General features: G+C 70.6%; 21 protein-coding genes and 1 pseudogene. 13 read left to right on the top strand and 9 right to left on the bottom strand.

The window, feature by feature from the left end; all coding sequences use genetic code 11:
- The first annotated feature begins 153 nt into the window (after positions 1 to 153).
- Positions 154 to 405 (top strand): hypothetical protein, encoded by a 252-nt coding sequence (locus AB0M08_RS32670; protein ID WP_364501706.1) that lies wholly within the window; start codon positions 154 to 156, stop codon positions 403 to 405.
- Positions 406 to 422: 17 nt separating this feature from the next.
- Positions 423 to 1,541: an SPFH domain-containing protein gene (locus AB0M08_RS32665; RefSeq protein ID WP_364501704.1), complete on the top strand. Its 1,119-nt coding sequence runs from the start codon at positions 423 to 425 to the stop codon at positions 1,539 to 1,541.
- 48 nt (positions 1,542 to 1,589) lie between these two features.
- On the opposite strand, the gene AB0M08_RS32660 is transcribed toward AB0M08_RS32665, so the two are convergent.
- Together AB0M08_RS32660 and AB0M08_RS32655 are read right to left on the bottom strand one after the other, a co-directional pair.
- A complete protein-coding gene (locus AB0M08_RS32660; RefSeq protein WP_364501701.1) occupies positions 1,590 to 3,314 on the bottom strand; it encodes a tannase/feruloyl esterase family alpha/beta hydrolase in 1,725 nt (574 codons plus the stop codon).
- Between the two features lie 92 nt (positions 3,315 to 3,406).
- Positions 3,407 to 4,213: an SAM-dependent methyltransferase gene (locus tag AB0M08_RS32655; protein ID WP_364501698.1), complete on the bottom strand. Its 807-nt coding sequence runs from the start codon at positions 4,211 to 4,213 to the stop codon at positions 3,407 to 3,409.
- Between the two features lie 41 nt (positions 4,214 to 4,254).
- On the opposite strand from AB0M08_RS32655, the gene AB0M08_RS32650 reads away from it, so the two are divergent.
- From AB0M08_RS32650 to AB0M08_RS32640, 3 genes are all read left to right on the top strand, one after another.
- Positions 4,255 to 4,653 carry a hypothetical protein gene (locus AB0M08_RS32650; protein WP_364501696.1) on the top strand — a complete coding sequence of 133 codons (399 nt, stop codon included), beginning with the start codon at positions 4,255 to 4,257 and terminating at the stop codon, positions 4,651 to 4,653.
- A complete protein-coding gene (locus AB0M08_RS32645; protein ID WP_364501694.1) occupies positions 4,628 to 4,909 on the top strand; it encodes a hypothetical protein in 282 nt (93 codons plus the stop codon). Before AB0M08_RS32650 ends, AB0M08_RS32645 begins: the two co-directional genes overlap by 26 nt.
- Positions 4,910 to 4,978: 69 nt before the next feature.
- The gene (locus AB0M08_RS32640) at positions 4,979 to 5,359 is read left to right on the top strand and encodes a cupin domain-containing protein (RefSeq protein ID WP_364501691.1); all 381 of its coding nucleotides are present in this window, start codon (positions 4,979 to 4,981) and stop codon (positions 5,357 to 5,359) included.
- A 22-nt stretch (positions 5,360 to 5,381) separates the two neighbouring features.
- Here the strand turns inward: AB0M08_RS32640 and AB0M08_RS32635 are convergent, their stop codons facing one another.
- Entirely contained in the window at positions 5,382 to 5,831 is a 450-nt protein-coding gene (locus AB0M08_RS32635; protein ID WP_364501688.1) for a hypothetical protein, read from the bottom strand.
- A 386-nt stretch (positions 5,832 to 6,217) separates the two neighbouring features.
- Here AB0M08_RS32635 and AB0M08_RS32630 point away from each other — a divergent pair, with 386 nt between their 5' ends.
- On the top strand, positions 6,218 to 6,853 hold the full coding sequence (locus tag AB0M08_RS32630) for a sensor domain-containing protein (protein ID WP_364501685.1): 636 nt from the start codon (positions 6,218 to 6,220) through the stop codon (positions 6,851 to 6,853).
- A gap of 62 nt (positions 6,854 to 6,915) precedes the next feature.
- Here the strand turns inward: AB0M08_RS32630 and AB0M08_RS32625 are convergent, their stop codons facing one another.
- On the bottom strand, positions 6,916 to 7,788 hold the full coding sequence (locus AB0M08_RS32625) for a hypothetical protein (RefSeq protein WP_364501682.1): 873 nt from the start codon (positions 7,786 to 7,788) through the stop codon (positions 6,916 to 6,918).
- 128 nt (positions 7,789 to 7,916) lie between these two features.
- Between AB0M08_RS32625 and AB0M08_RS32620 the strand changes: the two genes are divergently transcribed.
- Positions 7,917 to 8,243 (top strand): hypothetical protein, encoded by a 327-nt coding sequence (locus tag AB0M08_RS32620; RefSeq protein WP_364501679.1) that lies wholly within the window; start codon positions 7,917 to 7,919, stop codon positions 8,241 to 8,243.
- A gap of 157 nt (positions 8,244 to 8,400) precedes the next feature.
- Here AB0M08_RS32620 and AB0M08_RS32615 read toward each other — a convergent pair whose 3' ends face one another.
- Together AB0M08_RS32615 and AB0M08_RS32610 are read right to left on the bottom strand one after the other, a co-directional pair.
- Positions 8,401 to 8,919, bottom strand: coding sequence for a pentapeptide repeat-containing protein (locus AB0M08_RS32615; protein WP_364501676.1), 519 nt, complete (start codon positions 8,917 to 8,919; stop codon positions 8,401 to 8,403).
- A 56-nt stretch (positions 8,920 to 8,975) separates the two neighbouring features.
- Positions 8,976 to 10,580 carry a PLP-dependent aminotransferase family protein gene (locus AB0M08_RS32610; RefSeq protein WP_364501673.1) on the bottom strand — a complete coding sequence of 535 codons (1,605 nt, stop codon included), beginning with the start codon at positions 10,578 to 10,580 and terminating at the stop codon, positions 8,976 to 8,978.
- A 47-nt stretch (positions 10,581 to 10,627) separates the two neighbouring features.
- Between AB0M08_RS32610 and AB0M08_RS32605 the strand changes: the two genes are divergently transcribed.
- Positions 10,628 to 10,765, top strand: a complete 138-nt coding sequence (locus tag AB0M08_RS32605) for a hypothetical protein (RefSeq protein WP_364501670.1) — start codon at positions 10,628 to 10,630, stop codon at positions 10,763 to 10,765.
- Between the two features lie 171 nt (positions 10,766 to 10,936).
- Here the strand turns inward: AB0M08_RS32605 and AB0M08_RS32600 are convergent, their stop codons facing one another.
- The gene (locus AB0M08_RS32600; protein ID WP_364501668.1) at positions 10,937 to 11,473 is read right to left on the bottom strand and encodes a DUF6817 domain-containing protein; all 537 of its coding nucleotides are present in this window, start codon (positions 11,471 to 11,473) and stop codon (positions 10,937 to 10,939) included.
- Between the two features lies 1 nt (position 11,474).
- Positions 11,475 to 12,479, bottom strand: coding sequence for a LysR family transcriptional regulator (locus tag AB0M08_RS32595; RefSeq protein WP_364501665.1), 1,005 nt, complete (start codon positions 12,477 to 12,479; stop codon positions 11,475 to 11,477).
- Positions 12,480 to 12,549: 70 nt separating this feature from the next.
- On the opposite strand from AB0M08_RS32595, the gene AB0M08_RS32590 reads away from it, so the two are divergent.
- The 3 genes from AB0M08_RS32590 (at position 12,550) to AB0M08_RS32580 (ending at position 14,958) form a co-directional block, all read left to right on the top strand.
- The gene (locus tag AB0M08_RS32590) at positions 12,550 to 13,245 is read left to right on the top strand and encodes an SDR family NAD(P)-dependent oxidoreductase (RefSeq protein ID WP_364501662.1); all 696 of its coding nucleotides are present in this window, start codon (positions 12,550 to 12,552) and stop codon (positions 13,243 to 13,245) included.
- Positions 13,246 to 13,315: 70 nt separating this feature from the next.
- Positions 13,316 to 13,882, top strand: coding sequence for an RNA polymerase sigma factor (locus tag AB0M08_RS32585; protein WP_364501658.1), 567 nt, complete (start codon positions 13,316 to 13,318; stop codon positions 13,880 to 13,882).
- Positions 13,879 to 14,958, top strand: coding sequence for a hypothetical protein (locus AB0M08_RS32580; protein WP_364501656.1), 1,080 nt, complete (start codon positions 13,879 to 13,881; stop codon positions 14,956 to 14,958). The genes AB0M08_RS32585 and AB0M08_RS32580 overlap by 4 nt, the downstream gene beginning before the upstream one ends.
- 50 nt (positions 14,959 to 15,008) lie before the next feature.
- Here AB0M08_RS32580 and AB0M08_RS32575 read toward each other — a convergent pair whose 3' ends face one another.
- Positions 15,009 to 15,800, bottom strand: coding sequence for an alpha/beta hydrolase (locus AB0M08_RS32575; RefSeq protein ID WP_364501653.1), 792 nt, complete (start codon positions 15,798 to 15,800; stop codon positions 15,009 to 15,011).
- Between the two features lie 108 nt (positions 15,801 to 15,908).
- On the opposite strand from AB0M08_RS32575, the gene AB0M08_RS32570 reads away from it, so the two are divergent.
- Together AB0M08_RS32570 and AB0M08_RS32565 are read left to right on the top strand one after the other, a co-directional pair.
- Positions 15,909 to 18,665, top strand: coding sequence for an AAA family ATPase (locus AB0M08_RS32570; protein ID WP_364501650.1), 2,757 nt, complete (start codon positions 15,909 to 15,911; stop codon positions 18,663 to 18,665).
- A 57-nt stretch (positions 18,666 to 18,722) separates the two neighbouring features.
- Positions 18,723 to 19,097: pseudogene (locus tag AB0M08_RS32565) on the top strand (cytidine deaminase); the annotation flags it as partial.
- Positions 19,098 to 19,125 lie beyond the last annotated feature (28 nt).

Genomic DNA, 19,125 nt, shown 5'->3' with positions numbered 1-19,125 from the left:
CGCTTCACCCCTGATCCGTCTCGATCTTGGCAATAAACGTCCATGTATCGACCGAAAATTGCCAAGATCGAGCCGTGGTTCGGGCGCTGCGGAGATCGGCATGGGTGACAAATGGCTGGCGGCGGGGGTGCGTGGCGGGCGCACAATGCGGGAGTGACGAGTGGATCGCTGGTCGGGCGCGTCGGGGTCGTGGTCACCGCGATCCGGGGCGGGGAACGGGCCGGGGAGGTGCGCCTGGTCGTCCAGGGGATACCGCACTACTACCTCGCGTACGCCGCCGGAGCCGTGGCGGCCGGAGCGGACGTGCTCGTCGTCAACAACCGTGGCGCGCGCCAGGTCGACGTCGAGCCATGGCCCAGTGTGCCGCCGGACGGGATCGCCCGCGGCGTCGTGGAAGGGCTGTAGAAGTGTTCGGTTACCGGGTGCCCGCCCCCAACGAGGCGTTGCTGATCAGTGGTCGTAAGCAGCGGGGCGCGGACGCGTTGCCGTTCAAGATCGTCACGGGGCACGGCGTCTTCGTGATGCCGGTCTTCTCCAAGGCCACCCGGCTCACGCTCGCCATGCAGGAGGCCGAGGTCGTCGAGGACTGCTACACGAAGCAGGGGTTGACGCTGGGTGTCCAGGCGGTGATCGCGTTCAAGGTCGGCGACGACCACGAGTCGATCGCCGCGGCGGCCCGTCGCTTCCAGGGCGACCAGGGTCAGATGCCGACCCTGGTCGGGCGGATCTTCTCGGGGCACCTGCGCAGCATCATCGGCAGCATGACCGTCGAGTCGATCATCCGGGAACAGCAGACGCTCGCCGACGCGATCGTCGACGCCAGCAAGACCGAGATGGCGCGGATCGGGCTCGCCGTCGACTCGCTGCAGATCAGCAGCATCGACGACAAGGGCGTCGGGTACATCCGGGCGCTCGCCGCACCGCACCAGGCCCGGGTCAACCAGGAGGCGAAGGTCGCGCAGGCCGCCGCCGACCGGCAGAGCGCGATGGCCCAGCAGGAGAGCATCCGGCACCAGGCCGAGTACGCGCGCCAGACCGCGATCGCCCAGGCGCAGTATCAGGCCGAGATTGATCAGGCGCAGCAGACCGCGGCGCAGGCCGGCCCGCTCGCCGCAGCCCGGGCCGCGCAGGAGGTGATCGCCGAGCAGGCGCTGGTCGCGCAGAAGAACGCCGAGCTGCGCCAGGCCCAGTTGATCGCCGAGGTGGTCCGGCCCGCCGAGGCGGAGGCGGAGCGGATCCGGGCGCTGGCCCGCGCCGAGGCGGACGCGACCACGGTCTCCGCGGAGGCGGCCGCCGCGCAGGACCGGATCGCGCTCGACCAGGCGATCATCGACAAGCTCCCGGAGATGCTGCGGGCGGCCGCCGAGGGCCTGCGCGGCGCGAACGTCACCGTGCTCGACGGCGCAGAGGGCCTGAACAGCGTGGTCGCCTCACTGGCGGCGCAGGGCGTGGCGGTGCTGGAGACGATCCGTACCGGAATGCGCTCGTCGTCCTCTGAGGTTTCTCTCTCGCCGTCGTCCGACGTTTCCTCCAAGGTCTGATTCTTCTCGGCCCGGCCATGTCCCTCATGGCCGGGCCGAGCACCGGCGTCAGCTCTTGCCGGGGCGGGTCACCCACGTACCGTTCTCCCAGCCGCTGACCGTCTCGTAGCCGGAGCGGAACGATCCCAGGTAGTCCACCTTGAGATCGCGTTCCGCCGTGGAGAGCACCGGCGTCCAGGTTCCGTTCTTCGAGACTGCGATATAGGGGTACGGGTACACCGGCCGGGTCGTCGTGGCGTTCTGGCTGGTCAGGCTCTCGGGGGCGGTCCCGTCGGTGACCCAGGCGATCACCGCGGAGAGCGCGTCGATCTTGTCGGGGCCCTGCCCGCCGCCGCAGTGCGACACCCCCGGCAGCAGGAACAGCCGGGCGAAGCTCGCGGCGTCCGTGACCGTCCGCTGGACCGCCTGGTAGTACGCCATGCTGCCCACCGCCGCGATGTTCGGGTCGGCCAGCCCGTGCCAGATGATCAGCTTGCCGCCGGCCTTCTTGAACGCGGACAGATCAGGATCGGTCGCGTCCATCATGCCCTCATTGGTGGCCATCAACTGCTTCCAGGCCTTCGAGGTGAACGTGATGTCCCGATACGTGCCGTTCGGGTGTGCTTCCGGATAGACCAGATACCGTACGCGCTCCGTGACGTTGGTCTGGGCCGACACGGTGCTCGTCGCGGTCGCCGGGACGATGACGTTCGCCCAGTTCAGCTCGTTGCCGCGGAGCTGCCAGCCGGGGTAGAGCAGCGTGCCGTGCTCGTCGCGGGGGCCGTCGTACAACGTGCGGACGCTGGTCACCTGGGCCGTGGTCAGGCAGAATTCGGCGGTGGTCGTGCCGCACTCGATGCTGCCCGGATCCCACGTGCACGTCAGCGGATCGAGGATCAGACCGTCAACCGCACCACAGGCTTCCAGTACGACCTCATGCAGCTGACCGAGAATGCTCGTGGTCATCGTCGGCTTGCCGTCGTCCGCGAAGACCGCCTGCGCGTTCCAGGCGTGCTCGAAGGTGTGCGCAGTCCAGTTGTTCGCCGGGTCGCCCGCGACGATGCCGTCGAAGTCGGTCGGGTAGCGCTGTGCCTCGGTGAGCGCCTCGTGCCCGCCCTGCGAGCACCCGTCGTAGTAGGAGTGCTCGGCCGCCCGGCCGTAGAACCGCTGGATGATCTCCTTGGCGGCGATCGCGAGCTTGTGCTCCGAGGCGTACCCGAAATCGGCCTTGAGGGTGGGGTCGGTGCCGAAGAGGCCGGAGCTCATGCTCGACCCGGCGTGCCCCTGGTTGTCGCCGGCCACCGCGAGTTCGCCCCCGGTCAGCGGCACGCAGCCGGTCGAGGCGGGCGCGTTCCCGGCGCTCACCACGCCGCAGTTGCCACCGCAGCCGACCTGCAGATATCCACCCTGCCAGGTGCTGGTCGGCAGGCGCAGCTCAAACTGCAGCTGAGGCGCGATCATGCCGGTGACGTCGCAGGCCTCCCAGTCGCCGAGCGGGTTGTCGGCCGCCGCCTCGACGGTCGCGGAGCCCAGCTGGGTGGGCGCGCCGTCGATCCCGTTCAGATCAAGACCGGTCAGGCTGGCGCAGGTGAGGGCGGGAGTTGTCACGCTCCCCGCCATCGTGGTGCCGCTGGCTGTCCTGGTGTCGCTGGCTGTCGTGGTGTCGCTGGCTGTCGTGGTGCCGCTCGCCGGTGCGGCCTCACTCGCCGTGGTGAGAGTGATGAGCAGGGCGCTGACGGCGGCCAGCAGCAGGGTGAGGCGCCGGGTGATCGGGGGCGACGTCGTCGTGGCCATGCATCGATCTCCTTCGAAGGTCGGCGATTGCTGACAGGATTGTCACCAGCCGGAAACCTCCGAAGGAAGCTCTGGATCAAGATTCACAGGTCCTATGGTTTGCGTCCCACGGCGGTCCAGACGTTGATGTCGGAGCGTTCCGGGATCTCCGCGCCGCTCTCGGGCCGCCACTCGCTGGCCGGAACGATGCCCGGTTCGACCAGTTCGAGGCCGTCGAAGAGCTCCGCGAACTCCTGTCTCGGCCGGGTCCACACGTCGGTCCGGCCCTGCTCGATGAGCTGCTGGTAGAGCGCTTGCTGCTCGGGTGTGCCGAAGTCGGAGGTGGCGTGCGTGGCCACCAGGTAGCTGCCGGCCGGGAGCGCGTCGAGCAGTCGCCCCACGATCCCGGAGGCCGCGCCGTGCCCGTGGATGAAGTGGAGCACCGCGATCAGCATCAGGCCGACCGGCTGCTTCAGATCGATCGTGTCGTGCAGGACCGGGTTCGCGAGGATTGCCGCCGGGTCGTTGAGATCGGCCTCGATGTAGGCGGTGCGCCCCTCGGCGCTGCTGTTGAGCAGTGCGCGGGCATGCACCATGACCAGCGGATCGTTGTCGACGTAGACGATCCGGCTCTCCGGCGCGTGCCGTTGCGCGACCTCGTGCGTGTTGTCCGCCGTCGGCAGTCCGGTCCCGATGTCGAGGAACTGCCGGATCCCGGCCTCGGCGGCGAGGAACCGGGTGGCGCGCTGCAGGAGGGCCCGGTTGGCGACGGCCCCGAGCCGTACTTTCGGGAACAGCCGTTCCAGCTCGTCCCCGGACGCCCGATCCGCCGCGAAGTTGTCCTTGCCCCCGAGCCAGTAGTTGTACCGGCGCGCGGGATGGGCAACGTTCGGATCGATCGCGGCACTCGTCTCGTCCATGCTGCGCAGGATAGCCGAGTCCAGTCGTCCATTGTGGATTCATGTGGGTAGTCTTCTCGCTGCCCGCGATCACTGATCGCGGTGCTGGATGCGGCATGTTGTTGAAGGCGGGGGACAATGGCATCCGGCTGGACAATGGCATCCGGCTGGTTCCGGGAGACCGGGACTGGCCGCCGGCGGCCGATGCGTCGGTGGCCGATGCGCCGGTGGCCGATGCGCTGGCGGTCGATGCGCTGGCGGCCGCGGTGAACTCGCTGCGATGCGACGGGCCTGTAGTGTTCGGCCGGTTCGAGGTCTGCGTCATGAACCCGAGCCGTGAGGGACGCGACCTAGATGCCACGGAACTCGCCGACGTGGGTGCGCTACTCGGCTGTCTGGTTCGTCAGATCCTGGCCCACTACCGAAGGCGGGGGCGTGACCGTCAGCTTGCAGGTGTGTGACGTGCGGGTCGTCGAGGGCGACCTCATTCAGCTGAGCGTGCGCTGCCTTGCCGGACCGGTTTCCGTGGGAACCCGACTCGGTGCGGGAAACGGCATCCACCTGACGCTGACCGAGATCCTCGTCTATCGGCGTAGCGTCGACGTGCTCGACACGGCGCTCACCGCCCTGGTCACGCTGCGCGGGCACGGCGCGGACCGGGTGAGGTTCAACTTCAACCACGTTCTTCGTGGCGTCGACGGGGCAGGCGAAGTCTGATTCCTCGCGGGTGGATCGGCGCAGGCCCAACCGGGTTCTTCGTGACGCGGAGGGCGGGATGATGAGGGCATGAGCGAGGAATTCAAGGTTGTGGCGGAAGCGTCGGTGGCGTCGCCGGCTGTCGGAGCGGACAAGTTCGTGGGGGACGTGTGGCAGGCGGAGATTCTGACGCGGCAGCGGGAGAACGGGATGCGGGGCCACCGGTTCGCCTATGCGCCCGGCGGGCGGTCGAACTGGCACGTGCACACCGGGGAGCAGGCGCTGGTCGTGGTGTCCGGACGTGGGCTCATTCAATGGGAGGGCCTCGACGAGGCGCGGGTGCTGGAACCGGGCGACTGGGTCCATGTGGTGCCGGGGGTGCCGCACTGGCACGGTGCGGCCGAGGACAGTGTTTTCGTGCATCTCGCGATCACCGCCACGGGGGAGACGGAGTGGGGCGAGCCGGTCTGACGACCCGCCCCGGTAAATAGCGTCAGAAAGCGTTGGAAATGGTGAAGCTGGCCTTCACCGTCGCGGATCCGCTGGTGTAGACGTCACAGTTCAGCTCGTCCGGCGCGTCGCACGTGATGTCGTCGTCCGCCGCCCACGGGTGATCCCAGTAGAACTCGACATCCCCGTACTTCGTCCGGTAGGTGACGGTCGCCTCGGTGCCACCCTCGTCTTCGGTCGACATCGAGCCGAAACGGGTCTTCGCGTTCTCCTTGATGCTGGACGGCGGCTCCTTTGTCCACTTCCCCTCGGGGAGCGACGTGGTGACCTGGGTGAGCCGCACCGAGCTGTTGTTCTGCACGCTGGCCAGCACCGTCCGGTCGCCCCGGTCGGCCTGCGCGGCGGTCGGCAGAAGTCCGACGAGAGCCGCTGCCGCAAATACCGCGGCCCCGGTGGTTTGAAGCATCCTGGTGCGGGAATTGAAGCGGGTCATGGAATTTCACTCCTGTATTTCGTGCTTCTTGGCCGATTACTGAGTATCGCGCAAACGGCACCCGGCGTCCGGGAAACAGAAAACGTAGGAAATGCGATTCTATGTGGACTATAATCGCGCGACTCTGTCATTCTCGTCACGTGCTAACCGTCCGATGATTATCGGACTCTCCTGTTCACGTGCCACCTCGAATTGTCAGGCGGTTCGGCATGTAGGAATCCGCTGACCATCTTGTGCTCGACGGCCGTTGTGGCGTGCATCGATCCTCCGCCGGCGGAAGCGCCCGGACAACCGGGTGCTCCCCCGACTGTGGTAGGGCTAGCCCTACCCCGAAGACGGTGGCCTGCCAGGTCGGCGGCGCGGCCCACGCGGCATAGCGTCGTGGCATGACGACGACCTACCTCGATGAGGCGATCGAGCCGGCTCCGGTGGAGCGCTACCTCACCCGGGCCGCGCGGATGCGCAGCGATACGCGATATGTGCTGACCGGCTTCCCGGTGGGGCTGGCGGGGATCGTCCTCTGCTTCGGCGGATTCGCGATCGGGCTGGGGCTGGCGGCGCTCTGGATCGGGGTTCCGCTGGCGGTGGGCTCGATGCTTCTGGCGCGGGGGATGGCGATCGCGGAGCGGGCACGGATCGCCCGGGTGCTCGGCGAGCCGTCGACGGCGCCGCTCTACCGCGGCGGTTCCAGGCGGCAGGTGCTCACCGATCCGCAATCGTGGCGGGACCTAGCCCACGCGATGCTGCGGTTCGTTCCCAGCACGATCGCGACCTCGCTCGTGGTCAGCTGGTGGGCAGGGCTACTGGGCGGACTGAGCTGGGCGCTGTGGGGATGGGCGCTGCCGGACGGCCCGCAGGACCACGACGTGCCGGGGCTGCTCGGCCTCGGCGACGGTTACCTGACAGGGGTGGGGTTCTACCTGGTCGTCGCGGCCTTCTTCGCGCTGACTCTGCCGACCGTGACGCGGGCCGCGGCCGTGCTGGAGGCCCGGTTCGCTCAAGGACTGCTGGTCCGGCCGTGACGAGACGGACGGGTTGGCGCCTCGACATGCCAGAGCCCAGGCAGTTGCCGGCCAAGGATTTTCTAGGGGTGGAGCGTTGCCAAGCGGTCGATGGAGAGGCAAGACGTGAAGCAGAGTTCCTTGGCGTCGTTCATCAACTGGGCGGTCCAGGTGGTGAATCCGCCGTCGCCCAGCTCCTGGGCGGTGGTGACCAGGCGGATCGCGGCGCCGCGGTAGTAGCCGGCACCCCGCCGGCGGTCCGGTTCCTCCTCGACGGGGACGGTGAGCGAGACCGCGTCGGTGATGCGTTCACGGAGGACGTCGCTGTCGATGACGGTGTAGAGCAGGCGCAACGAGGGGAGGACCCGGTGCCAGTAAGCGAGGTGGAGGGTCAGCATGCGGGCCTGAGTGGAGCCCGAACCGGTGTCGCGGGCGCTCGAGACCAGGGAGAACAGGCGGAAGTGAGCCGGGGCGCCGGGGCCGAACTGCTGGGCTCGGAGCAGCCGATGGCTCGCGGCCAGGTGGACGGCGCCGGAGCGTGGCTGGCGCAGGCGGCGGGTGGCGGCTTCCAGGGCCAGGGCGTTGGTGGCGTCGCTGAGGACCTCGGTGGAGCGCATGGTGGTGACGACGCGGTTCTGGCTGACGGGAGCGAGAGCGGAGCAGGTACCGATCGGGGCTACCGGGGAGAGCTCGACGCCCTCGAAGTCGGGCGGGAGCAGGTTCCAGAGGTGGGCCTCGGCGGCGGCGGTCGAGCGGAGGTCGGTCTCGGCGGGGCGGACGAAGCGGTCTTCTCGCCAGCGTCGGAGAAGGTGCTGTGGGCGTATGCGGGAAGCGCGTGACTTGGCTACGGAGAGCAACAACGTCTGGAGGTCCGTGGGTGGCAGGCCGAGAAGGGCGTCGCGGGTGCCGGAGGGTAGCCGATTCCAGACGCGGCGCTCGGCGGGTGAGAGCTCCATGAGCTCACGATGAGCGAACCCGACGTGCTTGCGCTATCGATATTTGCGCTGGTGCGCTGGTGCGCTGGTGCGCTGGTGCGCTGGTGCGCTGGTGCGCGGGTGTGCAGGGGTGTGGCACCATCCGCGGCATGATCGAGAATCCGCGTCTGCGTTCGGCCGGTACCACGTTCACCTGGGCGATGGTGATCCTGGTGATCACGGTTGGCTTCTTCTGGACCGCGTACGTGACCGAGGTTCCCTGGATGGAGAGGATGGCGGACGACGGGACCGGGACGCTGATCGCGACGGCGCTGATGGCGGTGCCCGTCCTGGTGGTGCTGGGTGCGGTCATGCACGTGCGGTTTCCGGGGCAGCGGCCGGCTGCGGCGCTCGGGTTGCTGGCCAGCCTGCCGGTGTTCGGAGCGCTCTACTACGTCGCTTACAACTACACAGTGTGCTCGATTCCGGGCTGCTGAGCGGGCGGCGCAGTGGGCGGGCGGCGCAGTGGGCGGCGGTTGGGCCGTGTGCGCGTGGGCTGGCCGGTTGGGCCGTGTGCGCGTGGGCCGGTGGTTGGGCCGTTTGCGGGTGGGCTGGCGTGCGCGTGGGCCAGCGGATAGGCCGGGTGCGTGAAGGTCAGCGGATGGAGAGTCCGAGGGCGACGGCCAGGTCGACTGCCTGTTCGGCGGTGATGACGGCCTCGCGGAGGTCGGTCGTGCGAGGGTCGAAAGCGGTCAGGATGCTGCCCCGCAGGTCGGCGCGGGTGAAGTCGGCCTCGTCGAGGAGGGCGTTGGTGAAGTCGACGTCGCGGAATGTGGCGCCCTGACAGCGGGCGGCGCGGAGGTTGGTCTCGCGCATGCGGACACGGGTGAACTCGGTGGTGGAGAGGTCGGCCGCCAGGAGCCGGGTGCCGGACCAGTCGCCGCCGGTGATCTCGGTGCCGGTGAAGGTGCAGCGGTCGAAGGTGCAGTCGAGGAGGTCGCAGTCGGTGAGGCGGGCGTCGAAGAAGTTGCAGCCGATGAAGCGGCACTCGACGAACCTGACGCCGGTGAGCTCGGCACAGTTGAAGCGGACCGAGCGGAGGTCCAGGCCCTCGAAGACTTCGTCCCCGATGGTGGTCTCGGTCAGGTCGGCGCCCGCGGTGATCGGCTTCACCAGGCCACCCTACGGGGAACTCGGGGCGCACCGGCTCGTGGCCGTCGCGGTCGTTCCTATGTGGCGATGGCGGAGCGTAGCGCGGTGATCAGGGCCTCGACGGCGCTGTCGTAGGCGTGTTGCGGCGGCGAGGCGTAGCCGATCACCACGCCGGGAGAAGCGCCGTGTGAGGGCTCGCGATCGGCCCGGCGACCGTGATCGGCCCGGCGACCGTGATCGGCCCGGTGACCGTGATCGGCCCGGCGGTAGAAGAAGGACAGGGCCTCGACGGCGACGTCGGCGTTCTGGAGGGCGGTGAGGATGTCCGGCTCGGTGGCGCCGGGGAGGTGGAGTACGGCGTGGAGGCCGGCGGCGATGCCGGAGAGGTGAGCGCCGGGGAGATGGGTGGCGATGGCGCGGCCGAGGTGGTCGCGGCGGTGGCGGTAGCGGGTTCGGCAGCGGCGGAGGTGGCGGTCCAGGTCGCCGCGGCGGATCAGGTGGGCCAGGATCAGCTGGTCGAGGGTGCTGACGTGGGACTCGTCGCTGGTGAGTACCCGGTGGACGGCCGGGAGGACGGAGGTGGGGACGGCCAGCCACGCGATGCGGAGGGCCGGGGCGATGGTCTTGCTGACCGTTCCGGCGTAGATGACATGGTCGGGGGCGAGGCCCTGGAGAGCGCCGACGGGCTGGCGGTCGTAGCGGAACTCGCCGTCGTAGTCGTCCTCGACGATCACGGCGCCGGTGCGGCGGGACCAGTCGATCAGCTGGAGGCGGCGGTGTGGGCTGAGGGTGACGCCGAGCGGGTACTGGTGGGCGGGGGTGACGACCACGGCGTTTTCCTGACCGAGATCGGACACGACCAGGCCGTCGTTGTCGACCGGGATGTGGCTGACCGGCAAACCCATGGTGGCGGCGAGGGCGGGGTAGTCGGGCAGGCACGGGTGTTCGAAGGCGATCGGGCCGGTCAGGGCCTCGCAGATGACGCGTAGCGCGTGGGTGTAGCCGGCGCAGATCACGATGTTGGCGGGAGAGGTGATCACGCCGCGGGAACGGCCCAGGTAATCGGCGAGGGCTTCGCGTAGCTCGGTGGTTCCGGCGGGTGCGCCGTAGGCGAAGGCCGTGTTCGGGGCGGTCTGCAGCACGTGGCGGGTGGCGGCCAGCCATTCGCGGCGCGGGAACATCGACAGGTCCGGCAAGCCCGGGCGGAGATCGAAGCCGCCGGTAACGGGCAGGCAACCGGCCGGTTCCGCGGGGAACGGAGGCCGCGCCGGGAGCGAGGCTTGCGCAGAGAACGGGGGCCGCCTGGGGAGCGGAGGTTGCGCGGGGAACGACGTCTGGGCGGGGAGCGACGTCTGGGCGGGGAGCGACGTCTGGGCGGGGAGCGGAGGCTGGGTGGGGAGCGGAGCGGGCGGCTTCGTTCGTGGGGCTACGCGGACGGTGGACCTGGGGCGGCTGTCCAGGTAGCCCTCGGCGGTGAGCTGCTCGTAGACCTGGGTGACGGTGCCGCGGGAGATGCCCAGTTCCTGGGCGAGGGATCGGGAGGACGGGAGCTGGTCCCCGGGCCCGAGGCGGCCGTCGCGTACCGCCTCGCGCAGGGCGTGCTCCAGGCCTGCCCGTAGACCCCGCGTGCGGTCGATCGGCAGGTGCAGGTCGCGGCCGAAACTGGCCCACTCTTCCGCCATGTGTCTGGACTATAGCCGTGGGCCAGTGGGTTCTTAGATTCCTCGGTATGCGACATCTCTTCGCGGCCATCGGCCTCACCCAGCACCTGGTCGGTCCGGTTCAGGAACCGATGGATCGGCGCCGCGCGCTGCGGCGCCGTCGGCCGCTCGCCTGGATCGTCGAGCGGGCGCGACGAGGCGGCTGACCCGTGCGGCAGGGCGGGAAAGGCGGCGGGGCGGGAGAGGTGGCGGGGCGGGAAAGGCGGCGGGGCGGAAGAGATGGCAGAGCGGGAGAGGCGGCAGGCCGGGAGAGGTGGCGGGGCGGGAGAGGTGGCAGGGCGGCAGGGCGGGTGGGTGGCGGGCGAAGGCGGGCGTGGTTATGCGGGGGCGGTGATGTGGCGGATCCGGGCGGCGACGGGTGGGGAGGTGGCGGGGGACCAGGCGGTGAAGAGGGTGCGGAAGTAGTCGCCGTGCTTGGTCAGCAGGGCAGGGTTCTGGGCGATGACGTCGAGCTCGTTGACGATGCTCAGATCGATGAAGGGGGTCAGCATGGCCGGGGTGAGGTGTTCGACCCGGTCGGTGAAGCGGTCGGTGACCTCGTGGGTCTCGGCCAGGTGGGGCCAGCTGCGTTTGCGGTCGCAGGCGCCGTAGAGGTAGACCAGCGCCTCCGCCTCGGTGCCGATCAGGTTGCGCAACGTCGCGCGGTCGGTCCAGTCGAGCAGCGCGAGGGGGAAACCGTCGGTGCCGTATGCGGCGTGGGTCAGGCCGGCCAGCTGGACGTCACGGGGGTGGCCCAGCTCGGCGAGCAACTCCTCGACCCGGCAGAGGTGAGCGAAGAGGGTTCCGCCGGGGTGCTCGACCATCGTGGCGCCCCGTTCGCGCAACCATGTACGTGCGTCAATGTCAGCAGTCACGTCAGCTGACTCTAGGCGCAGGATCGGGGGTCGCGCGAGTGCGAGGGCCCGGTGCCGGGGCCGGGAGCGGCGGATGCGGCGGGAGCGAGGCGGAAGTGGGGGCGGAGGGCGAGGGAGGGGACGAGGCGGAGTGGACGGGGGAGGCGGGCGAGGCGGAGTGGACGGGGGAGGCGGAGGCGGCGGCGGTGCGGGCGGCGCGGAGGAAGGCGAGTACGTGGGGTGGCGGGGCGTCGGGCTGCCAGGCGATCACCAGCGTGGCGGGGGTGGCGTCCAGGACCGGGCGGTAGGTGACGCCGCGGTACGGGCGTTGCAACGCCGACTCGCTGACCAGGGCCACCGCGCGGCCGAGGGCGACCAGCTGGAGCAGCGCCGCGGCGTCGTCGACCACCGGGCCCGGGCGCAGGTCGGCGGACTCCGGCCACTGTGGCATCGGCTCGCCGTCGAGGTCGGCCATCCGGAGGGACTCGCGGGCGGCGAGCGGGTGGGACTCGGCCAGTGCGGCTACCCGGCGCTCGACGGCGAGGGGTGCGGTGGCCAGGCCGTGCAGGTCGTTCTGCGGGTGGTGCAGGAAGGCGACGTCCGCGCGACCGGTGCGCAGCATGGCGGCCCGTCCGGCGATCGAGAAGACGAACTCGACCGGCGCGGCGTCGGGGTCCGGCTCGTACCCGAGAAGGATCTTGGGAAGTAGACCTCCGTCGCCGCCGGGCTTCATCGCGAGGATCAGAGCGCGCTGGGGTGTGCCGGCCCGGCGGGTGCGCCGGACGGCCGTGGCGACCGTGTCCAGGGCGATCCGCGCCTCCTTGAGCAGCACCTCGCCGGCGCCGGTCAGGCGGTTTCCGCGGCTGGTGCGCTCCAGGAGCGGCACGCCGATCCGGTGTTCGAGCCGGCGGATCGCGCGGGAGAGCGGCGGCTGGGCGATGCCGAGACGGGTCGCCGCCCGGCCGAAATGCAGTTCCTCGGCGACGGCGACGTAGTACCGGAGCTCGCGGGTCTCGACGTCGTCCATACCGCAAAGGTATCGGCTCCCACCGTATCGGTCTTGGACGCGCCGGTCGGGCCGGTGCTCGGATAGAGGCATGTCAACAACGAGGATCGCCCTGGTCACCGGGGCGAATCGGGGTATCGGCGCGGCGATCGCAGCGGGGCTCGCCGCCCAGGGGATGACCGTCGTCGCCGGGTCGCGCGGCGGTGGGCCGGGGACGCTTCGGCTCGACGTCACCGACGACGACTCGGTGCGCGACGCCGTCGCCGAGGTGGCGGGGCGGTACGGGCGGCTGGACGTGCTGGTCAACAACGCGGGGATCTCCGGCGGCATCGACGGCCAGGTCAGCGGCGAGATCGACCCCGAGGTCATGCGTACGGTGTTCGAGACCAATCTGTTCGGCGTGGTCCGCGTCACCGAGGCCTTCCTGCCGCTGCTGCGGAAGGGCGACGGCGGCCGGATCATCAACGTGTCCAGCGGCACCGCGTCGCTGACCTGGCAGTCCGACCCCGGGCACGCGTTCGCGAGCGGTCGCCTCCCGCTGGCCTACCCGGCGTCGAAGGCCGCGCTGAACATGGTCACCGTGATGTACGCCAAGACGCTCGCGTCCGAGGGCATCACGGTCAACGCGGTCGCCCCCGGTGCGTGCGGGACCGATTTCGCCACCGATCTGGGGCTGAGCCTGGAGCGGACGGCGGAGCAGGGCGCGGCGATCGTCCTTCACCTGGCGACGGTGGCGGAGAGCCCGACCGGCACGTTCGTGCAGGATGACGGCCCGGTCCCGTGGTGACCGAACGGCAGCATCAGGAAATCTGAGAATAGGCTGTCACGATCGGCGTCGATCCGGACATGGAGGTGACGTGACCTCCGCTATCGACCATGAGGACCGGTTCCGACGGGTCTACGCCGACCATTTCGAGGCGCTTCTCGCGTACGCGATCCGGCGTGTCGACCGCCCGGAGGACGCCTCGGACATCGTCGCCGAGACGTTCCTGGTGGCCTGGCGACGCGTACGCGAGATCCCGCCGGACACCGAGGCGAAGCTCTGGCTCTACGGCGTCGCGCGCCGGGTGCTCGCCAACCACCACCGCGGTGACCAGCGCCGGGACCGGCTCGGTGACCGGCTGCGTCAGCGGCTGACCGGGGGACCGGCCGTCGACCCGGGCACCGAGGTCCCGGACCGGCTCGTGGTGCGCGCGGCCCTGGCCCGCCTCGGCGAGCTGGACCGGGAGGTGCTGACGCTGACGGTCTGGGACGGGCTGGAGCCGCGCGAGGTGGCCACCGTCCTCGGGGTGAACGCGGCGGCCGTCCGTACCCGACTCTCCCGGGCCCGGGGGCGGCTTCGCGAACTGATCGGTGACGAACGCGCGTCGTCCGGACATGTGCTCGACGTACTGACCAGACTCATCCCGGAGGAGGGCCGGTGACCGACGAGCAGCTGGATCACCTGATCCGTGACGCCGATCCGTACCGTGCGATCGGTCTCGGACACCTCGACGGGGCGAGGCAGAGCCTCCTGGAGGAGATCATGTCTGAGCCGCCGCAACCCCGCTTCGCGCTCCGCCACCGCCTGGCCCGCCGTTCCGCCGTCGTGGTGGCCGCGGCCGCGGTCCTCGTCGCGCTGCTCCCGATGGCCTTCGTGGCCGGCGGGCGGGGCTGGCACGAGGAGAATGGCAGCAACGTCGCCACCGTCGAGGAGACCGCGGCGACGCCGGGGCCGATCGACGCGGCCGCGGCCAAGGAGGCCGCCGAGAAGATGCCGCGCCTGCTGGTCCGGGAGGACGGCTGGACGATCGTCCACGTCTACGGCTTCCGGGACGGCGACGGCAGCGGCGACATCAGTTTCCAGAAGGGCACGCTCCTGCTGGACATGAACTGGTACCGGGCCGAGTCCTACGACAGTTACTACCAGGACCGCCTCCAGGTCAGTGCCCCGGAGGCGGGCGGGATCGTCGGCTGGACCGGCAAGGTCTTCACGTACAGCGACAACGACTTCGCCATCATGCTGACGCCGCGTGACGACGTCTTCGTCGAACTGCGCCTGCAGGGCGCCGGGGTCACCCGGGCCGTCTTCGACGAGATCCTGACCCATGTCGAGCAGGTCGACGTGGACACCTGGCTGGCCGCCATGCCCGCCGACGTGATCACCCCGGACCGGATCTCCGCGAAGGCCGACGAGTTGCTGGCGGACATCCCGCTACCGCCCGGGTTCGACAAGTCCGACCTGGACGGGGCGGGTACCAACGATGCGTACCAGTTCGGCGCCGCGGTGACCGGCCTGGTCGGCTGCGAGTGGATCGCCGAGTGGACGCGCGCCGACCGGGCCGGCGACGACGCCGCGCGCAAGCGGGCGGCCGAGGCGCTGACCAGCAGCCACCAGTGGAAGGTGCTGAACGACATGAACGCCGAGGGTGACTGGCCCGAGGTCTTCTGGGAGCTGGCCGACAAGGTCGCCGACGGCGACGTGCCGAGCACCTACAAGGACTGGATCGGCTGTAAGTGACGTGATCCATCGGGGGTGCGGGAGCCGGGCGACCGGCTCCCGCACAGGACTCACGCGTGCCGCAGCGCCCACTCCAGGGCGTGGTCGGCGACCTGCTCCCAGCCCGGCTCCGCGCAGGTCCAGTGCGACCGGCCGGGGAACTCGTAGTACTCGGTGATCGTGTCCGGCGCCCTGTAGTGGTCGGCGTTGGACTTGTTCACCGAGGGCGGCATGATGTGGTCGGCGCCGCCCGCGAGGAACAGCAGCGGCGCCCGGTCGTTGTTGTGGAAGTCGACCCAGGTCTCCTGCTTGCCGGGTTTGAAGTTCGCGATCAGCCCGTACGCCCAGACCCAGCTGCCGGGCGCCGCGATCGCGTACCGCTCGTACGCCGCGAGCGAGTCGGCCTCGGAGAGCGTGTTGGTGAACGCGTAGTGGAACTGTTCCGCGGTGAACCCGGCCGCCTGGTGGCGCTTGGCCGGGTTGTTCAGGATCGGGAAGAGTGACTTGATCTGCGACGGCGGCGTCACCCGGATGCCCTCCGGCGGCGCCGAGTCGATCACCACGCCGGCCGCCCCGTGCCCCCGGTCCAGCAGCAGCTGGGTGAGCGCCCCACCGAACGAGTGACCCATGATGATCGGCTTCTCCGGCAGCGCCGTGATCACCTTCTCCAGGTGTGCCAGGGTGTCCGGGACGGTCGCGGTGGCGATCGGCGTCGGGTCCGCCCGCAGCGCCTCCACCTCGACCTCGAAGCCCGGGTAGGCCGGCGTGATCACGGTGTGCCCCTTGGCCTCGTAGTACGGCACCCACTGCTCCCAGCTGCGTGGCGTCACCCATAGCCCGTGAACCAGAACGATGGTGCTCATGCCCTGTACCCCCTCGTTGTGAACCAGCGGTCACGGTATGGCGGTGGGAGCGTTCCTCGCGTCCACGCGAGTACGTAGTCCGTCACAGAATTCACGTAGTCTGCGGCCGTGCTGCTGGGACGCGCCGCCGAGAAGGCCACATTGGACGACCTGCTGGACGAGGTCAGGGCCGGGATGAGCAGGGTCGTCGTGGTGCGGGGTGAGGCCGGGATCGGCAAGACCGCGCTGCTCGACGAGGTGGCCCGGGCGGCGGACGACCTCCGGGTGCTGCGGGTGGCCGGTGTGGAGGCGGAGGCGGACTTCCCGTTCGCCGCTCTTCATCGCCTGCTGGTGTCGTACGTGAGGAAGGATCTGGAAGTTCTGCCGGGGACGCAGCGGACGGCCCTGTCGGTGGCCTTCGGGCTGGCGGACGGGCCGGCCCCGGATCGTTTCCTGGTGAGTCTCGCCGTGCTGTCGCTGCTCGCGAGCGTGGCGGCGCGCGGTCCGGTGCTCTGCTGCGTGGACGACACCCAGTGGCTGGACCGGGAGTCCCTGGGGGTGCTGGCCTTCGTCGCCCGCCGGGTGCACGCCGAGGGGATAGGTCTCATTCTCACGGTACGCACCGGAACCGGCGATGTGGCTCTCCTGGAGGGGCTGCCCGTCGTGGCGGTGGAGGGGCTGCCCCCGGCCGACGCCCTGGAACTGCTGCGGTCGGTCGTCACGGGTACGCTGGATCCGAAGGTGGCCGCCCAGATCGTCACCGCCACCCGGGGTAACCCGCTGGCCATCACCGATCTCTCCACCGCGCTCACCGGCAACCAGCTCGCCGGTGCGCTGCTGCTCCCGGAGCCGCTGCCGGTCGGGAGCCGGCTGGAGGCGCACTACCTCGATCAGGTGCACCGTTTCCCCGAGCCCACCCGGCGCTGGCTCCTGATCGCCGCCGCCGAACCGCACGGCGATCTGGGGTACGTCACCGCGGCCGCCGCCGAGCTGGGCGTCCGTCCCGAGGCGGCCGACGACGCGGAGCGGGCCCGCCTGATCGCTCTCGGACCCGACATCCGGTTCCGGCACCCGCTCGTGCGCTCCGCGATCTACGGCGGTGCCACCGGTTCCGAACGGCGCCGCGCCCATCAGGCCCTGGCCGGGGTCACCACGCGCGGCACCGACGCCGACCGGCGGGCCTGGCACCGGGCCTCCGCCGCGCTGCAGCCGGACGAGTCGGTCGCCGCCGACCTGGAGCTGGCCGCCGGGCGCGCCGCCGATCGGGGCGGGTACGCCGCCCGGGCCACCTTCCTCACCCGGGCCGCCGAGCTCACCCCGGACGACCGGGCCCGCGCCGCCCGGTTGCTCGCCGCCGCCGGGGCCGCGTACACCTCGGGCGCGCCCACCCAGGCGACCCTGCTGCTCGACGCGCTCGACCCGGCCCTGCTGGACGCCACCGGCCGGGGGGACCGCCTGATGCTGCGGGCCCGGACCATCGTGGCGCTCGGCGGCGAACGCGGCATCGCCCAGGTCCCGGCGACCTGCCTGGCCGCGTACCGGGCGTTCCGCGCCGACGATCCGGACCCGGCCCGGGACCGGCTCTCGGCTGTCCTCGATCTTCAGCGGGGCGCGCTGCTCAGCGCCGTCGACGCCGCCCTGACCGCGGAGTACCTGGTCGAGGGGACCAGCCTGCGGGAGATCGCCGAGGTGGTGGTCGCCCGCGACCATCCCGGCGAGACCATCGCCGACCTGCTGCTGGACGCGATCGCGACGCTGGTGGTGTCCGATTTCGCCGATGCGCTGCCCGCCCTGCGCCGGGGCACCGGACTGCTCGCGACCGGGGACGTGCCCGACGCGGACGTGCTCACCCACTACGTCACCGGGATCACCGCGTGCACCCGGATCTGGGACGACCGCACCCGCGAGACCATCCTGGAACGGGCCGCGGAGGTGGCCCGGCGTACCGGGGCGATCCAGGTACTGGAGACCGCGCTCTTCGCGTTCGCCCTGCACGAGACCACACTCGGCCGGCTCGACAGCGCGGACGAACTGCTGCTGGAGGTGCACGAACTGCGGAGCGCGGTGCGCAGTACGCCGTACATGTGGGAGGTCTTCCGGAGCCCGGAGCAGGTGGCGTGGCGCGCACCCGCGGACGCCCGGGAACGGATCGAACGGGCCCGTCAGGCGGCGATCTGGCTCGGCATGGGCGCGAGCGTCCGCATGGCACGACTGGGACTGATCATCCTGGAGCTGAGCCAGGGCAACTACGCCGCGGCGGCCGGGGTGGCGAGCGAGGTGCTGGCCGACGACTACGCGTGCTCCTACAGCCGGGTACTGCCGGACCTGATCGAGGCGGCGGTCTACGCGGGGGACCGCCCGGTGGCCGAGCGGGCGCTGGAGACGCTCACCGCGCGGGCGACCGCCGGCGGGACGCCGTGGGCGCTGGGCGTCCTCAAACGGTCCGAGGCGGTGCTCGCGCCGGCCGACGAGCGCTTTCGGGAGGCGATCGGCCTGCTGGCGTCGACCGCGGCGGCCGGGGATCTGGCGCGCGCCCATCTGCTGTACGGCGAATGGCTCCGGCGGCAGCGCCGTCGCCGGGACGCCCGGGAGGCGCTGCGGACCGCGCTGACGATGTTCGAGCAGATGGGGGCGCCGGGGTTCGCGGAGCGCGCCCGGCAGGAACTGCTCGCGACCGGAGAGCGGGCGGGGCGGCGGGCGCCGGGCAGCCCGAGCGAGCTGACACCGCAGGAGGCGGCGATCGCGCGACTCGCCCGCGACGGCCTGACCAATCCGGAGATCGCCGAGCGGCTCTTCATCAGCGCGAGCACGGTCGACTACCACCTGCGCAAGGTCTTCCGAAAGCTGGGCATCGACTCCCGCCGGCGCCTGGGCCGCGTGCTCTGAGCCTGCCGGCCGGTCTGGTCACTGGTGCGTAGGGACCGCGCCTAAGCTCTTGTCGTGATCACTGAAGAAACCTGGACGATGCTGCGCGAACGGGCCCGGGAGGCGATGACCAAGGCGTACGCGCCCTACTCCGGCTTCCCGGTCGGCGTGGCGGCCCTGGTCGACGACGGCCGGGTCGTCACCGGCGCCAACGTCGAGAACGCGTCGTACGGCGTCGGCCTCTGCGCCGAGTGCTCGCTCGTCTCCAACCTCGTGATGACCGGCGGCGGCAGGATCGTCGCGTTCGCCTGCGTGGACGGCGACGGCGGGATCCTGATGCCGTGCGGCCGGTGCCGGCAGCTGCTCTACGAGTTCTCGGCCGAGGGCATGCTGCTGGAGACGCTGAGCGGCATCAAGACCATCGACGAGGTGCTCCCGGACGCCTTCGGCCCGCGAACCCTCAAGGCATACCAGGACTCGC

It is taken from the genome of Actinoplanes sp. NPDC051851 (assembly GCF_040681165.1).
GTDB lineage: Bacteria > Actinomycetota > Actinomycetes > Mycobacteriales > Micromonosporaceae > Actinoplanes.
This window is presented reverse-complemented; position numbering and strand designations above follow the sequence as displayed.

Excerpts from the sequence above, each read along its gene's own strand:
- AB0M08_RS32660 (WP_364501701.1), bottom strand. The coding sequence starts at position 3,314 with ATGGCCACGACGACGTCGCCCCCGATCACCCGGCGCCTCACCCTGCTG.
- AB0M08_RS32655 (WP_364501698.1), bottom strand. The coding sequence starts at position 4,213 with ATGGACGAGACGAGTGCCGCGATCGATCCGAACGTTGCCCATCCCGCG.
- AB0M08_RS32650 (WP_364501696.1), top strand. The coding sequence starts at position 4,255 with ATGTGGGTAGTCTTCTCGCTGCCCGCGATCACTGATCGCGGTGCTGGA.
- AB0M08_RS32640 (WP_364501691.1), top strand. The coding sequence starts at position 4,979 with ATGAGCGAGGAATTCAAGGTTGTGGCGGAAGCGTCGGTGGCGTCGCCG.
- AB0M08_RS32635 (WP_364501688.1), bottom strand. The coding sequence starts at position 5,831 with ATGACCCGCTTCAATTCCCGCACCAGGATGCTTCAAACCACCGGGGCC.
- AB0M08_RS32630 (WP_364501685.1), top strand. The coding sequence starts at position 6,218 with ATGACGACGACCTACCTCGATGAGGCGATCGAGCCGGCTCCGGTGGAG.
- AB0M08_RS32625 (WP_364501682.1), bottom strand. The coding sequence starts at position 7,788 with ATGGAGCTCTCACCCGCCGAGCGCCGCGTCTGGAATCGGCTACCCTCC.
- AB0M08_RS32620 (WP_364501679.1), top strand. The coding sequence starts at position 7,917 with ATGATCGAGAATCCGCGTCTGCGTTCGGCCGGTACCACGTTCACCTGG.
- AB0M08_RS32610 (WP_364501673.1), bottom strand. The coding sequence starts at position 10,580 with ATGGCGGAAGAGTGGGCCAGTTTCGGCCGCGACCTGCACCTGCCGATC.
- AB0M08_RS32605 (WP_364501670.1), top strand. The coding sequence starts at position 10,628 with ATGCGACATCTCTTCGCGGCCATCGGCCTCACCCAGCACCTGGTCGGT.
- AB0M08_RS32595 (WP_364501665.1), bottom strand. The coding sequence starts at position 12,479 with ATGGACGACGTCGAGACCCGCGAGCTCCGGTACTACGTCGCCGTCGCC.
- AB0M08_RS32590 (WP_364501662.1), top strand. The coding sequence starts at position 12,550 with ATGTCAACAACGAGGATCGCCCTGGTCACCGGGGCGAATCGGGGTATC.
- AB0M08_RS32575 (WP_364501653.1), bottom strand. The coding sequence starts at position 15,800 with ATGAGCACCATCGTTCTGGTTCACGGGCTATGGGTGACGCCACGCAGC.